The organism is Delftia sp. PE138 (assembly GCF_018320755.1).
Taxonomy (GTDB): domain Bacteria; phylum Pseudomonadota; class Gammaproteobacteria; order Burkholderiales; family Burkholderiaceae_C; genus Comamonas; species Comamonas tsuruhatensis.
The window spans coordinates 530,287-543,308 of sequence record NZ_JABEPN010000001.1; the positions used below are offsets into that span (position 1 = coordinate 530,287).

A 13,022-nucleotide genomic window follows, 5' to 3' on the forward strand; every position below is an offset into this window, starting at 1 on the left:
GCCGGCACCCAACCGAGACAAAGGTTCCGCCAAGGAACCATTCATTACAACGATTGCGCATCTTGCGTGCAGCGGCCGCCGCCTTTCGCTTTTTCCACTCCAAAGCTTTAAGCCATGAAAAAACGCACCCTCTTGGCCATGGTGGCCCTGTCTGCACTGCTGGCAGCCTGCGGCAAGAACGAGTCCGCATCGACCGCCGCCGCGCCGGTTGCCGCCCCCGTGCCGGCAGCCATGACCAAGTTGGTGATCGGCCTGGACGACAACTTCCCGCCCATGGGCTTTCGTGACGACAAGAACGAGATCGTCGGCTTCGACATCGACATGGCGCGTGAAGCCGCCAAGCGCATGAACGTGGAGGTGGACTTCAAGCCTATCGACTGGAGCGCCAAGGAGGCCGAGCTGGTCGGCAAGCGCGTCGACGCGCTGTGGAACGGCCTGACCATCACCGAAGAGCGCAAGAAGAACATCGCCTTCACCGCGCCCTACATGGAGAACCACCAGATCATCATCGTGCGCGCCGACTCCGACATCAAGGACAAGGCCGGCCTGGCCGGCAAGGTCGTGGGTGCGCAGGATGGCAGCTCGGCCGTGGACGCCATCAAGAAGGACGCCGCCGTGGCCGCCAGCTTCAAGGACCTGAAGACCTTCGGCGACAACATCACCGCGCTGATGGACCTGTCGGCCGGCCGCCTGGACGCCGTCGTGGTCGACGAGGTCGTGGGGCGCTTCCACGTGGCCAAGAAGGCTGGCGAGTACCTGGTGCTCGAGGACAACTTCGGCACCGAGGACTACGGCGTGGGCCTGCGCAAGGAAGACACCGAAGTTCTGGGCAAGCTCGAAGCCGCGCTGGCCGAGATGAAGAAGGACGGCAAGGCCGCCGAAATCGCCTCCAAGTGGTTCGGCAAGGACATCATCAAGTAAATCCGGCACACCATGCGACCGGCAAGGCCAGCCTGGCATTGCCGGTCTTTTGCGTTCTGGGACGCACGCGCCCGTGGCTGCCCGGATCCTGCCGATGCCGGCGGGGCCGCGCACCGCACTGAGGCCATTCGATGGAATATGTAATCTCGCTCATGGGGCCGCTGTCCGCCGGCGCCCTGGTCACCCTCAAGCTCTTCGTCATCACCCTGGCGCTGTCCATTCCCCTGGGACTGTCGCTGGCGCTGATGCGCATCTCCCGCTTTCCCGCCCTGAGCCGGCTGGTCGGCGGCTACATCTGGCTGATGCGCGGCACGCCGCTGATGCTGCAGATGCTGTTCATCTACTTCGCGCTGCCCTTCGTGCCCGTGATCGGCGTGCGCCTGCCCGATTTCCCGGCCGCCGTGGTCGCCTTCGCGCTGAACTACGCCGCCTACTTCGCCGAAATCTTCCGCGCGGGCATCCAGTCCGTGGACCGCGGCCAGTACGAGGGCGCCAAGGTGCTGGGCATGAGCTACGGCCAGACCATGCGCCGCATCATCCTGCCGCAGATGTGGGCGCGCATCATCCCGCCTGTGAGCAACGAGACCATCACCCTGGTCAAGGACACCTCGCTCATCTACGTGCTGGCCCTGAACGATCTGCTGCGCGCGGCGCGCGGCATCGTGCAGCGCGATTTCACCATCACGCCCTTCGTGGTGGCCGCAGGCTTCTATCTGGTCATGACTCTCGTGTTGACCTGGATCTTCCAATACCTAGAAAAACGCCATGCCAAATACGACGCGTGATAGCGCGCCCGAGACCATGATCTCGGCGCAGAACATCTGCAAGGGCTTTGGCGGCGTGCCGGTGCTGCGCGGCGTTTCGCTGGAGCTGGCGCGTGGCGAGGTGGTGGCCATCATCGGTCCCTCGGGATCGGGCAAGAGCACCTTTTTGCGCTGCCTCAACCACCTGGAAACCATTGACAGCGGCCGTGTCGCCGTCGAGGGCGAGGTGCTGGTGGACAGTGGCGCGGACGGCCGCGCCCACTACGTGCCCGAGGCGCAGATCCGCCAGATCGGCCGCAAGATGGGCATGGTGTTCCAGTCCTTCAACCTGTTCCCGCACCTCACGGTGCTGGAGAACGTCATCGAGGCGCCCATCATCGTCAAGGGCCTCAGGCGCGAGCAGATCGTGCCCAAGGCCGAGGCGCTGCTGCACAAGGTGGGCCTGCTGGAAAAGCGCGATGCCTATCCCAACCGTCTGTCGGGCGGGCAAAAGCAGCGCGTGGCCATTGCCCGGGCCCTGGCCATGGAGCCCGACATCCTGCTGTTCGACGAGCCCACCTCCGCGCTGGACCCCGAGCTGACCGGCGAGGTGCTGCGCACCATGCGCGAGCTGGCGCAGGAGCACATGACCATGCTGGTCGTGACCCACGAGATGGGCTTTGCCCGTGAAGTGGCCAATCGCGTGATCTTCATGGACAAGGGGGAGATCGTCGAGCAAGGCCCTGCGGAAGCATTCTTTGCGGCGCCGCAGCACACACGGACCCAGGCATTCCTGCAGAACATGTTGTAAAAAAACATCTGTCCAGTCCGGATTTTCCCCAGGTCCAGAGAGCGTGCAACGCTTGTGTAGCAAGCAAAGCATGCTCTTTTTTTTATGGCGGTTTCTGCCATGACTTTTTGAGAAACATACACGGATGTATGTTTATCTCAGGGGGTGGTGAGCAAGCAGCGGCACCTGTCTGCACAATAGCGGGCTTGCCTGCGAACATTTATCGACCGCACCACAGCATGATCCCAACCGCCTCTTTCGTGGAGTTGCGCAACGTCACCTTCGGCTATGGCGAGCGTGTGATCCTGCGCGACCTGTCGCTGCAGGTGCCGCGCGGCAAAGTCACGGCCCTGATGGGCGCATCGGGCGGGGGCAAGACCACCGTGCTGCGCCTGATCGGCGGCCAGCAGCATGCCCAGCAGGGGCAGGTGCTGTTCGATGGCAAGGACGTCACCACCATGGACGCCGCGGGCCTGTACGCTGCGCGCCGGCGCATGGGCATGCTGTTCCAGTTCGGCGCCCTGTTCACCGACATGAGCGTGTTCGACAACGTGGCCTTCCCACTGCGCGAGCACACCGACCTTCCCGACGAACTGGTGCGCGACATCGTGCTCATGAAGCTGCATGCCGTGGGTCTGCGCGGTGCGCGCGACCTCATGCCCAGCGAGATATCGGGCGGCATGGCCCGCCGCGTGGCGCTGGCGCGGGCCATTGCACTGGACCCCGAACTGGTCATGTACGACGAGCCCTTCGCCGGGCTGGATCCCATTTCCCTGGGCACCGCTGCCCAACTGATCCGAGAACTCAACGACGCCATGGGCCTGACCTCCATCCTGGTGTCCCATGACGTGGAGGAAACCTTCCATGTGGCCGACCATGTGGTCATCCTGGGCAACGGCGGTGTCGCCGCCCAGGGCTCGCCCGAGGAAGTCAAGGCCAATCCCGATCCGCTGGTGCAGCAGTTCATCCACGCACGCGCCACCGGCCCCGTACCCTTCCATTACCCCGGCGTGAGTGCCGAAGAGGATTTCGGCACGCCTGAAAGCCCGGTCAAGGCCAGCGGCCGGAGGCGCGCATGAACCGGCTGCATCCCGCTCGCATCGGCGCGGCAGTGCGCCACCAGTTGACCCAGCTGGGCATGGGCACCCGCCTGTTCGGCCGCCTGCTCGCGCTGATGGGGCCGGCGCTGGGCAGGCCGCGACTGATTGGCGACCAGATCCATTTCCTGGGCAACTATTCGCTGGCCATCATCGGCGTGTCCGGCCTGTTCGTCGGTTTCGTGCTGGGCCTGCAGGGCTACTACACCCTGCAGCGCTACGGCTCGGCCGAGGCGCTGGGCCTGCTGGTGGCGCTGTCCCTGGTGCGCGAGCTCGGCCCCGTCGTCACGGCGCTGCTGTTTGCCGGCCGTGCCGGCACGGCGCTGACGGCCGAGATCGGCCTCATGAAGGCCGGCGAGCAGTTGTCGGCCATGGAAATGATGGCTGTGGACCCCGTGCGCCGCATCCTGGCGCCGCGCTTCGTGGCCGGCCTGATCGCCATGCCGCTGCTGGCCGCTGTCTTCAGCGCCGTCGGCGTGATCGGCGGCTGGCTGGTGGGCGTGGTCATGATCGGCGTCGATGGCGGTGCCTTCTGGGGCCAGATGCAAAACGGCGTGGACTGGTGGTATGACCTGGGCAACGGCGTTCTCAAGAGCCTGGTGTTCGGCGTGGCGGTGACCTTCATCGCGCTGCTGCAGGGCTATGCAGCCAAGCCCACGCCCGAAGGCGTGTCCCGCGCGACCACGCGCACGGTGGTGATGGCCTCGCTGGCCGTGCTGGGGCTGGACTTCCTGCTCACGGCCACGATGTTCAGCCTTTGACCCGGCACCGAAGCCACCCCCGCAAAACAAGGAAAAACAAACCATGCAGCAATCCAAGAGTGATGTCTGGGTCGGACTGTTCGTGCTGATCGGCGCTGCGGCGCTGGTGTTCCTGGCGCTGCAGTCGGCCAACCTGCTGAGCCTGAGCTTCCAGAAAACCTACACGCTGACCGCGCGCTTCGACAACATCGGCGGACTCAAGCCCAAGGCGGCCGTGCGCAGCGCGGGCGTCGTCGTGGGCCGCGTGGAATCCATCACCTTCGACGATCAGGTCTTTCAGGCCAGCGTGACCATGGCCATGGAAAACCGCTACGCGTTTCCCAAGGACAGTTCCCTGAAGATCCTGACCAGCGGCCTGCTCGGCGACCAGTACATCGGCATCGAAGCCGGCGCAGATGACCACAACCTCAAGGATGGCGACCGCGTCGTCGCAACCCAGTCGGCCGTTGTGCTGGAAAATCTGATCGGACAGTTCCTCTACGGCAAGGCCGAGCAGGGTGGCAGCTCCGGTGCAGGAGGCAAAGAATGACAACCAACCATGAACAGGCGACCGCGGGTCGCCCTGCAGTCCAGGCAGTATCCTGGCAGCGCGCAGCCATGCTGGGCACATTGGCCGCCGCTTCGCTGCTCAGCGGCTGCGCCACCGCGCCGGGCGAGGCCCGCAATCCCCAGGACCCGTTCGAGCCGTTCAACCGCAGCGTCTACTCGTTCAACGACGGCCTGGACCGTGCCGTCCTGAAGCCGGTGGCCACGGTCTACCGCGACGTCACTCCGCGTCTGGCCCGCGATGGCGTGAGCAATTTCTTCTCCAACCTCAGCGATGTCTGGTCCTTCGTGAACAACGCGCTGCAGGGCCAGGCCGAAGGCGCCTACAACTCCGTCGTGCGGTTCTCGGTGAATACGGTCTTCGGCCTGGGCGGCTTGCTCGACATCGCCAGCGAGGCCGGCATCGAGCGCCAAAAGCAGGACTTCGGCCAGACCCTGGGTCGCTGGGGCGTGCCCACCGGGCCGTACCTGGTGCTGCCGCTGCTGGGCCCGTCCACGGTGCGTGACACTGCGGCTCTTCCGGTGGATGCCTGGGGCAACCCCATGTCGGCGATCAACGACATCCCGGTTCGCAACAGCCTGTATGTGCTGCGACTGGTGGATACACGTGCCCGCCTGCTCAATGCCTCCGACACGCTGGACTCCGTCGCGCTCGACCGCTACAGCCTGACGCGCGATGTCTACCTGAACCTGCGGCGTGGCAAGTCGGGTGATGACGGTCGCATCGAGGATTACGACGACGATGCCGGCAAGCTGCCGCCCGAAGACGGCGCGAAGTAAGCAGTTCGTAACATCCCGAGATGAAAAACGGCCGCTGCCTGACATGGCGCGGCCGGAAAAATGTGCAATATCAACCCGGTTCGGGGCATGAGGCCCTGCTGGGAAAGGAAGAGTGATGATCAATCGACGTGCCTGGAGCGCTGCCGCTGCAGCCATGCTGGCCATGGGAACCCTTGGCGCGGCACTGCCGGCCCGCGCAGCCGGCGAGACCCCCGATGCGCTGATCAAGCGTGTCTCCACCGACGTGCTGGAAACCATCAAGAAGGACCCCTCTCTGCGCGAGGGCGATGTCTCCAAGGTCAATGCGCTGGTCAATGACAAGGTCATGCCGTATGTGAATTTCCGCCGCATGACCTCCGCCTCGGTGGGGCCGGCCTGGCGCCAGGCCACGCCTGCGCAGCGCGAGAAGCTGGAGACCGAGTTCAAGGCCCTGCTGATCCGCACCTATTCGGGCGCGCTGACGCAGGTCAGCAACCAGACCATCAACGTCAAGCCCCTGCGCGCGGCAGCCGGCGACACCGATGTGCTGGTGCGCACCGAAGTGCTGGGCCGCGGCGAGCCCGTGCAGCTGGACTACCGGCTCGAGAAGTCCGGCGACGGCTGGAAGATCTACAACCTGAACGTGCTGGGCGTGTGGCTGGTGGAAACCTACCGCAACCAGTTCAGCCAGGAAATCAATGCCCGCGGCATCGACGGCCTGATCGAGACCCTGGCCACGCGCAGCAAGATGCCGGCCACGCCGCCCTCCAAGGGCTGACAGCCGCGGACGCACGCGCCATGCTGCAGCTCCCCCGTGAACTGACCTACCGCCAGGCGCGCAGCTGTCTCGTGCAGCTGCGGCCCCAGGTGCAGGCCTTCGACGGCGCCCAGGTGCGTGTCGATGCCAGCGGTGTCGAGGTCTTCGACTCGTCCGCACTGGCCGTGCTGCTGGCCTGCCGCCGCACCGCGAAGGCGGCAGACAAGCAATTGGTGGTCGTGGGCCTGCCGCAGGGCCTGCAGTCCATGGCGGCGCTGTATGGCGTCGACGGGCTGCTGGCCGACATGGCCGCATCCTCCCCCTCCTGAGCCGGCGCAGCGCGCCGCTGCAAAGAGCCCTGCAAGGCAGGTTTGGCTGCAAGGGCCTAGAATCGCGCCTCGCATGTCTGCCGTCTCATTCCAATCCATCTCCAAGACCTACCAGACCCCCAAGGGGGCCTTCCAGGCGCTCAACCACGTGAGTCTGGACATTGAGGAGGGCGAGTTCTTCGGCCTGCTCGGTCCCAATGGCGCTGGCAAGACCACGATGATCAGCATCCTGGCCGGCCTGTCGCGCGCCACCAGCGGCCGCGTGCTGGTCCAGGGCAGCGACGTGCATGCCGACTACTCGGCTGCCCGGCGCAAGCTGGGCATCGTGCCGCAGGAGCTGGTCTTCGATCCCTTCTTCAATGTGCGCGAGGCGCTGCGCTTTCAGTCCGGCTATTTCGGCGTCAGGAACAATGACGACTGGATCGACGAACTGCTGCACAGCCTGGGGCTGACCGACAAGGCCAATTCCAACATGCGCCAGCTGTCCGGCGGCATGAAGCGCCGCGTGCTGGTGGCCCAGGCGCTGGTGCACAAGCCGCCCATCATCGTGCTCGACGAGCCCACGGCCGGCGTGGACGTGGAGCTGCGCCAGACGCTGTGGCACTTCATCGCACGCCTGAACCGCGAAGGCCATACCGTGCTGCTCACCACCCACTACCTGGAAGAGGCCGAGGCGCTGTGCAGCCGCGTGGCCATGCTCAAGCAGGGCAACATCGTCAAGCTCTCGACCATGTCGGATCTGCTCAAGTCCGCCTCCTCCAACGTGCTGCAGTTCAAGACCGATACCGCCTTGCCGCCGGCCCTGGCCGCGCGTGCGCGGGTGACCGGCCGCATCGTGCAGATACCCGCCAACGACGCCAGCGATGTGGAGCGCCTGCTCGCCGCGCTGCGCGAGGGCTCCGTCGTGCCCGAGGACGTGGAAATCCGCCGCGCCGATCTGGAGGACGTCTTCATCCATGTGATGAATGAGCAGGGACAGACTTCGCAGGGAGCTTCGGCATGAACGGCTGGCAGACTCTGCTCAAGAAGGAAGTGCTGCGTTTCTGGAAGGTCAGCTTCCAGACCGTGGCCGCACCCGTGCTCACGGCCGTGCTCTATCTGCTGATCTTCGGCCATGTGCTCGAAGGCCGGGTGCTGGTGTACGACCGCATCAGCTACACGGCCTTCCTGATCCCTGGCCTGGTGATGATGAGCGTGCTGCAGAACGCCTTCGCCAACAGCTCCTCCAGCCTGGTGCAGAGCAAGATCATGGGCTCCATGGTCTTCGTGCTGCTCACGCCGCTGTCGCACTGGGCCTGGTTCGGGGCCTATGTGGGAGCGTCGGTGCTGCGCGGGCTGCTGGTGGGCGCGGGCGTGTTCGTCGTCACGCTGTACTTCGCCATTCCCGAGTTCACGGCACCGCTGTGGATTCTGGTCTTCGGCCTGCTGGGCGCGGCGCTGCTGGGCACGCTGGGCGTGATCGCCGGCCTGTGGGCCGACAAGTTCGACCAGATGGCGGCCTTTCAGAACTTCCTGATCATGCCCATGACGTTCCTGTCGGGCGTGTTCTATTCGATCCAGTCCCTGCCGCCTTTTTGGCAAAAAGTCAGCCATCTGAACCCGTTTTTCTACATGATCGACGGTTTCCGCTACGGCTTCTTCGGCCAGAGCGACGTATCGCCCTGGGTCAGCCTGGCCATCGTCGGCTCGGCCTGGCTGGCAGTGAGTGCCCTGGCCGTGCATCTGCTGCGCATCGGCTACAAGATCCGCGGCTGAGGTTTTTTCTCAGGCTGCGGCGGGCGCTGTGCCGGCATTTTCGAACCCACCCATGAACAGGCGGCCGGCGCCCGGCGCCGCCGCCAACCAAGGCCATGCCGCGATGCATGGCAGGAAAGCTTCCCCATGACTGCAGACCAACTCAAGGAACTGATCGCCACCGGCCTGCCTTGCGAACACATTGCGCTGGAAGGCGACGGACGGCACTGGTTTGCCACCATCGTCTCGGCCCAATTCGAGGGCCAGCGCCTGCTGCAGCGCCAGCGCCTGGTCTACGCCACGCTGGGCCAGCGCATGCATACCGACGAGGTCCATGCCCTGTCCATGAAGACCTACACGCCCGCCGAGTGGGCTGCCCAGGCCGGCCAGGCCTGAGCGCACAGCCCGGTCACGACGCCTCAGACTTTCTGCCGCAACTGGTCGATACGGCCCGTGCGGCATCTCCTTTTTCCCGATTTCCAGATTCAAGTCTGTCAGCCATGGACAAACTCCTGATTCGCGGTGGCCGAGCGCTGCATGGCGAGGTGACGGTCTCCGGCGCCAAGAATGCCGCCCTGCCCGAGCTGTGCGCCGCGCTGCTGTCGTCCGAGCCCGTCACCCTGCGCAATGTGCCGCGCCTGCAGGACGTGGCCACCATGCTCAAGCTCATCCGCAACATGGGTGTCGGCGCCGAGCACGATGACAGCGGCACCGTGCGCATCCACGCCGGCTCGCTGTCCAACCCCGAGGCACCCTACGAACTGGTCAAGACCATGCGCGCCTCGGTCCTGGCCCTGGGCCCGCTGCTGGCCCGATTCGGCCAGGCCCGCGTGTCGCTGCCCGGCGGCTGCGCCATCGGCTCGCGCCCCGTGGACCAGCACATCAAGGGCCTGCAGGCCATGGGTGCCGAGATCGTTGTCGAGAACGGCTACATGCACGCGTGCCTGCCCGGGCATCTCAAGCGCCTGCAGGGCGCCCGCATCACCACCGACATGGTGACGGTCACGGGCACCGAGAACTTCCTGATGGCCGCCGTGCTGGCCGAAGGCGAGACGGTGCTGGAAAACGCCGCCATGGAGCCCGAGATCGGCGATCTGGCCGAAATGCTCATCAAGATGGGCGCAAGGATCGAAGGGCACGGCACCAGCCGCATCGTCATCCAGGGTGTGGAGCGGCTGAGCGGCTGCGAGCACCAGGTGGTGGCCGACCGCATCGAGGCCGGCACCTTCCTGTGCGCCGTGGCGGCCACGGGCGGCGAGGCGCTGCTGCGCAATGGCCGTGCCGACCACCTGGGCGCGGTCATCGACAAGCTCAAGGACGCTGGGGCCGAAGTGTCCGCCGAGGAGGGCGGCATCCGCGTGCGCGCTGCCGGCAAGCTCAAGGCCCAGAGTTTCCGCACCACCGAGTACCCGGGCTTTCCCACCGACATGCAGGCGCAGTTCATGGCGCTGAACTTGGTGGCCGAAGGCTGCAGCATGGTCACCGAGACCATCTTCGAGAACCGCTTCATGCACGTCGACGAGATGCTGCGCCTGGGCGCGCAGATCACCACCGACGGACGCGTGGCCACCATCACCGGCAGCCAGTCGCTGTCGGGCGCGGCCGTCATGGCCACCGACCTGCGCGCTTCGGCCAGCCTGGTCATCGCCGGCCTCGTGGCCAAGGGCGAGACCCTGGTCGATCGCATCTATCATCTGGACCGCGGCTACGATCGCATGGAAGACAAGCTGCGCGGCCTGGGTGCCGACATCGAAAGAGTTTCCCAATGACCATCACGATTGCCCTGTCCAAGGGCCGCATCTACGACGAAACCGTGCCGCTGCTGGCCGCTGCCGGCATCTCGGTCACCGAAGACATTGAAAAGTCGCGCAAGCTGATCTTCGAGACCAACCAGAGCCACGTGCGCGTGGTGCTGGTGCGCGCCTCTGACGTGCCGGTCTACGTGCAGTACGGCGGCGCCGACCTCGGCGTGGCCGGCCTGGACTCCCTGATCGAGCATGGTGCCCAGGGCCTGTACCAGCCCCTGGACCTGAAGATCGCGCGCTGCCGCGTCAGCGTCGCCGTGCGCAACGGCTTCGACTACGCGCTGGCCGTCAAGCAGGGCGCCCGTCTGCGCATCGCCACCAAGTATCCTGAGATCGCGCGCAACTTCTTCGCCACCAAGGGCGTGCACGTGGACATGGTCAAGCTCTACGGCTCCATGGAACTGGCCCCGCTGACCGGCATGGCCGACGCCATCGTCGACCTGGTGTCCACCGGCAACACGCTCAAGGCCAATGACCTGGTCGAGGTCGAGCCCATCATGGAGATCAGCTCGCGCCTGGTGGTCAACCAGGCCTCGCTCAAGCTCAAGCAGGCCCCTCTGCGCAAGATCATCGATGCCTTCGCATCGGCCATTCCCCAAGACTGAAGCCCTCTGCACCATGGAATACCAAGCCGCTCCCGCCCGCCTGTCCACGCTTGACGCCAACTTCGAACACGATTTTGCGCAGCGCCTGCATTGGTCGGCAGACACGGACGCGGCCATCGAGCAGCGCGTGGCCGACATCCTGGCCGATGTGCAAAAGCGCGGCGATGCGGCCGTGCTGGAGTACACGGCGCGTTTTGACGGATTGCAGGTGGACGGCATGGCAGCGCTGGAGCTGACGCAGGCCGAGCTCAAGGCCGCCTTCGACAGTCTGGGCGACGAGCAGCGCGATGCGCTGACGGCCGCTGCCCAGCGCGTGCGCACCTACCACGAGGCCCAAAAGCGCGCCAGCGGCGAGAGCTGGAGCTACCGTGACGCCGATGGCACCCTGCTGGGCCAGAAGGTCACGCCGCTGGACCGCGTGGGCATTTATGTGCCCGGCGGCAAGGCGGCCTATCCGTCCAGCGTGCTGATGAATGCCATTCCCGCCCATGTGGCTGGCGTGCAGGAAATCATCATGGTCGTGCCCACGCCGCGCGGCGAGAAGAATGCCCTGGTGCTGGCCGCCGCCTATGTGGCCGGCGTCACGCGCGGCTTCACCATCGGCGGCGCCCAGGCCGTGGCGGCCCTGGCCTACGGCACGGCCACCATCCCCAAGGTGGACAAGATCACCGGCCCCGGCAATGCCTATGTGGCCAGCGCCAAGAAGCGGGTGTTCGGCACCGTGGGCATCGACATGATTGCCGGCCCCAGTGAAATCCTGGTGCTGGCCGACGGCAGCACGCCGCCCGACTGGGTGGCCATGGACCTGTTCAGCCAGGCCGAGCATGACGAGCTGGCGCAAAGCATTCTGCTGTGCCCCGATGCCGACTACATCGCCGCCGTCCAGCGCGAGATCGACCGCCTGCTGCCCGAGATGCCGCGGCGCGCCATCATCGCCAAGAGCCTGAGCGACCGAGGTGCCCTCATCCTCACGCGCGACATGCAGGAGGCCTGCGCCATCAGCAACCGCATCGCGCCCGAGCACCTGGAAGTCTCCAGCAACGATCCCCACCAGTGGGAGCCGCTGCTGCGCCATGCAGGCGCCATCTTCCTGGGGGCCTACACCAGCGAGAGCCTGGGCGACTACTGTGCCGGCCCCAACCATGTGCTGCCCACCAGCGGCACGGCGCGCTTTTCCTCGCCGCTGGGGGTCTATGACTTCCAGAAGCGGTCCAGCCTCATCGAGGTCAGCGAGCAGGGCGCCCAGACCCTGGGCCGCATCGCCTCGGTGCTGGCGCATGGCGAAGGCCTGCAAGGCCATGCGCGCGCTGCCGAAATGCGCCTGAAGTAGACACTCGCTTCCTGCTGGACGAAGGCGCCGTCACCGAAAGGGGCGGCGCTTTTTGCTGCCTGAACGCTAGAGCAAGTATGTCAAGAATCGACACGAAATCAGTGGAGCACGAATTTCGTGTAGACTTGCACCCTGTGAAGAACCTCACCATCACCGTCGAAGACAGCGTGCTCGAATGGGCGCGCATCGAGGCCGCGCGCCGCGGCACCAGCGTCTCGCGCATGGTGGGCGACTTCATGGCCGAGATGCAGCGCCGCGAGGACGCCTACGAGCGCGCCTACCTGGCCTGGCGCACCGACGAGCGCGGCTGGGACGGCGGCCAGCCGTCATCCACGCAGCCCGCCCAGCGCAGTGCCGCGCTGCGCCGCGAGGGCCAGGCATGAACACCGTCTTCGTCGATACCTCCGTGCTGGTCGCTGCCGAAGACACGGGGCAGGGCGCCTTGCATGCCGCCGTGCTGCAGTGGCTGGACCTGCTGTGGCGCACGCGCAGCGGGCGCACCGGCAGTCAGTCGCTGTGCGAGTTCTATGAACAGGTCACCACGGCCGCCCAGCCTTTGCCGCAGGGCGATGCGCGCGCCGCCATCCGCCGCTACCAGACCTGGACGCCCTGGAAGACCGATGCCGCCACGCTGGAGACCGCCTGGGCCGTGCAATCTCGCCACCAGCTGGCCTTTGGCGACTGCCTGGCCGTGGCCTGCGCCCAGCACAGCGGCTGCGAGCAGATGCTGACCCTGCACCTGCCGCACGGCGCCCAGTTTGGCGGCGTCGCCATGGTGCACCCGCTGCACCAGGCGCCGCCGCAGCAGCAGGCCTGAGCGGCTTCGCTGATAGATTTCTTCCCCC

17 protein-coding genes are annotated in these 13,022 nt (G+C 65.9%); all 17 read left to right on the forward strand.

Translation table 11 applies throughout. The annotated features are described in order from the left end of the window. Positions 1-114: 114 nt before the first annotated feature. The 17 genes from HFGMBDPB_RS02310 (at position 115) to HFGMBDPB_RS02390 (ending at position 12,994) form a co-directional block, all read left to right on the forward strand. Positions 115-921: an amino acid ABC transporter substrate-binding protein gene (locus tag HFGMBDPB_RS02310; RefSeq protein WP_016445573.1), complete on the forward strand. Its 807-nt coding sequence runs from the start codon at positions 115-117 to the stop codon at positions 919-921. 131 nt (positions 922-1,052) lie between these two features. Further along, entirely contained in the window at positions 1,053-1,706 is a 654-nt protein-coding gene (locus HFGMBDPB_RS02315; protein ID WP_012207336.1) for an amino acid ABC transporter permease, read from the forward strand. Next, complete coding sequence (locus HFGMBDPB_RS02320; RefSeq protein WP_279494349.1) at positions 1,687-2,475, forward strand: amino acid ABC transporter ATP-binding protein; 789 nt, start codon at positions 1,687-1,689, stop codon at positions 2,473-2,475. Before HFGMBDPB_RS02315 ends, HFGMBDPB_RS02320 begins: the two co-directional genes overlap by 20 nt. A 218-nt stretch (positions 2,476-2,693) precedes the next feature. Beyond that, positions 2,694-3,533, forward strand: coding sequence for an ABC transporter ATP-binding protein (locus HFGMBDPB_RS02325; protein ID WP_154833601.1), 840 nt, complete (start codon positions 2,694-2,696; stop codon positions 3,531-3,533). After that, on the forward strand, positions 3,530-4,312 hold the full coding sequence (gene mlaE, locus HFGMBDPB_RS02330; protein ID WP_016445576.1) for a lipid asymmetry maintenance ABC transporter permease subunit MlaE: 783 nt from the start codon (positions 3,530-3,532) through the stop codon (positions 4,310-4,312). The genes HFGMBDPB_RS02325 and mlaE overlap by 4 nt, the downstream gene beginning before the upstream one ends. Positions 4,313-4,355: 43 nt before the next feature. Further along, complete coding sequence (gene mlaD, locus HFGMBDPB_RS02335) at positions 4,356-4,841, forward strand: outer membrane lipid asymmetry maintenance protein MlaD (RefSeq protein ID WP_016445577.1); 486 nt, start codon at positions 4,356-4,358, stop codon at positions 4,839-4,841. Next, positions 4,838-5,638 (forward strand): MlaA family lipoprotein, encoded by an 801-nt coding sequence (locus tag HFGMBDPB_RS02340; RefSeq protein ID WP_212644837.1) that lies wholly within the window; start codon positions 4,838-4,840, stop codon positions 5,636-5,638. Before mlaD ends, HFGMBDPB_RS02340 begins: the two co-directional genes overlap by 4 nt. A 115-nt stretch (positions 5,639-5,753) precedes the next feature. Next, a complete protein-coding gene (locus HFGMBDPB_RS02345) occupies positions 5,754-6,395 on the forward strand; it encodes an MlaC/ttg2D family ABC transporter substrate-binding protein (protein WP_016445579.1) in 642 nt (213 codons plus the stop codon). Next, positions 6,392-6,703, forward strand: a complete 312-nt coding sequence (locus tag HFGMBDPB_RS02350; RefSeq protein WP_490057433.1) for an STAS domain-containing protein — start codon at positions 6,392-6,394, stop codon at positions 6,701-6,703. The genes HFGMBDPB_RS02345 and HFGMBDPB_RS02350 overlap by 4 nt, the downstream gene beginning before the upstream one ends. 73 nt (positions 6,704-6,776) lie before the next feature. Then, positions 6,777-7,706, forward strand: coding sequence for an ABC transporter ATP-binding protein (locus HFGMBDPB_RS02355; RefSeq protein ID WP_013800798.1), 930 nt, complete (start codon positions 6,777-6,779; stop codon positions 7,704-7,706). Continuing rightward, entirely contained in the window at positions 7,703-8,458 is a 756-nt protein-coding gene (locus HFGMBDPB_RS02360; RefSeq protein WP_016445581.1) for an ABC transporter permease, read from the forward strand. The genes HFGMBDPB_RS02355 and HFGMBDPB_RS02360 overlap by 4 nt, the downstream gene beginning before the upstream one ends. 126 nt (positions 8,459-8,584) lie before the next feature. After that, entirely contained in the window at positions 8,585-8,833 is a 249-nt protein-coding gene (locus HFGMBDPB_RS02365; RefSeq protein WP_012207326.1) for a BolA family protein, read from the forward strand. A gap of 104 nt (positions 8,834-8,937) precedes the next feature. Beyond that, entirely contained in the window at positions 8,938-10,206 is a 1,269-nt protein-coding gene (gene murA, locus HFGMBDPB_RS02370; RefSeq protein WP_016445582.1) for a UDP-N-acetylglucosamine 1-carboxyvinyltransferase, read from the forward strand. Continuing rightward, positions 10,203-10,847, forward strand: coding sequence for an ATP phosphoribosyltransferase (hisG, locus tag HFGMBDPB_RS02375; RefSeq protein WP_016445583.1), 645 nt, complete (start codon positions 10,203-10,205; stop codon positions 10,845-10,847). The genes murA and hisG overlap by 4 nt, the downstream gene beginning before the upstream one ends. Positions 10,848-10,860: 13 nt before the next feature. Then, a complete protein-coding gene (hisD, locus tag HFGMBDPB_RS02380) occupies positions 10,861-12,177 on the forward strand; it encodes a histidinol dehydrogenase (protein WP_034364866.1) in 1,317 nt (438 codons plus the stop codon). Between the two features lie 77 nt (positions 12,178-12,254). Continuing rightward, complete coding sequence (locus tag HFGMBDPB_RS02385) at positions 12,255-12,560, forward strand: hypothetical protein (RefSeq protein WP_174538854.1); 306 nt, start codon at positions 12,255-12,257, stop codon at positions 12,558-12,560. After that, complete coding sequence (locus tag HFGMBDPB_RS02390) at positions 12,557-12,994, forward strand: PIN domain-containing protein (protein WP_016445586.1); 438 nt, start codon at positions 12,557-12,559, stop codon at positions 12,992-12,994. The genes HFGMBDPB_RS02385 and HFGMBDPB_RS02390 overlap by 4 nt, the downstream gene beginning before the upstream one ends. Positions 12,995-13,022: the final 28 nt, after the last annotated feature.

Coding starts and splice junctions, on each gene's coding strand:
- HFGMBDPB_RS02310 (WP_016445573.1), top strand. CDS start 115: ATGAAAAAACGCACCCTCTTGGCCATGGTGGCCCTGTCTGCACTGCTG.
- HFGMBDPB_RS02315 (WP_012207336.1), top strand. CDS start 1,053: ATGGAATATGTAATCTCGCTCATGGGGCCGCTGTCCGCCGGCGCCCTG.
- HFGMBDPB_RS02320 (WP_279494349.1), top strand. CDS start 1,687: ATGCCAAATACGACGCGTGATAGCGCGCCCGAGACCATGATCTCGGCG.
- HFGMBDPB_RS02325 (WP_154833601.1), top strand. CDS start 2,694: ATGATCCCAACCGCCTCTTTCGTGGAGTTGCGCAACGTCACCTTCGGC.
- mlaE (WP_016445576.1), top strand. CDS start 3,530: ATGAACCGGCTGCATCCCGCTCGCATCGGCGCGGCAGTGCGCCACCAG.
- mlaD (WP_016445577.1), top strand. CDS start 4,356: ATGCAGCAATCCAAGAGTGATGTCTGGGTCGGACTGTTCGTGCTGATC.
- HFGMBDPB_RS02340 (WP_212644837.1), top strand. CDS start 4,838: ATGACAACCAACCATGAACAGGCGACCGCGGGTCGCCCTGCAGTCCAG.
- HFGMBDPB_RS02345 (WP_016445579.1), top strand. CDS start 5,754: ATGATCAATCGACGTGCCTGGAGCGCTGCCGCTGCAGCCATGCTGGCC.
- HFGMBDPB_RS02355 (WP_013800798.1), top strand. CDS start 6,777: ATGTCTGCCGTCTCATTCCAATCCATCTCCAAGACCTACCAGACCCCC.
- HFGMBDPB_RS02360 (WP_016445581.1), top strand. CDS start 7,703: ATGAACGGCTGGCAGACTCTGCTCAAGAAGGAAGTGCTGCGTTTCTGG.
- HFGMBDPB_RS02365 (WP_012207326.1), top strand. CDS start 8,585: ATGACTGCAGACCAACTCAAGGAACTGATCGCCACCGGCCTGCCTTGC.
- murA (WP_016445582.1), top strand. CDS start 8,938: ATGGACAAACTCCTGATTCGCGGTGGCCGAGCGCTGCATGGCGAGGTG.
- hisG (WP_016445583.1), top strand. CDS start 10,203: ATGACCATCACGATTGCCCTGTCCAAGGGCCGCATCTACGACGAAACC.
- hisD (WP_034364866.1), top strand. CDS start 10,861: ATGGAATACCAAGCCGCTCCCGCCCGCCTGTCCACGCTTGACGCCAAC.
- HFGMBDPB_RS02385 (WP_174538854.1), top strand. CDS start 12,255: ATGTCAAGAATCGACACGAAATCAGTGGAGCACGAATTTCGTGTAGAC.
- HFGMBDPB_RS02390 (WP_016445586.1), top strand. CDS start 12,557: ATGAACACCGTCTTCGTCGATACCTCCGTGCTGGTCGCTGCCGAAGAC.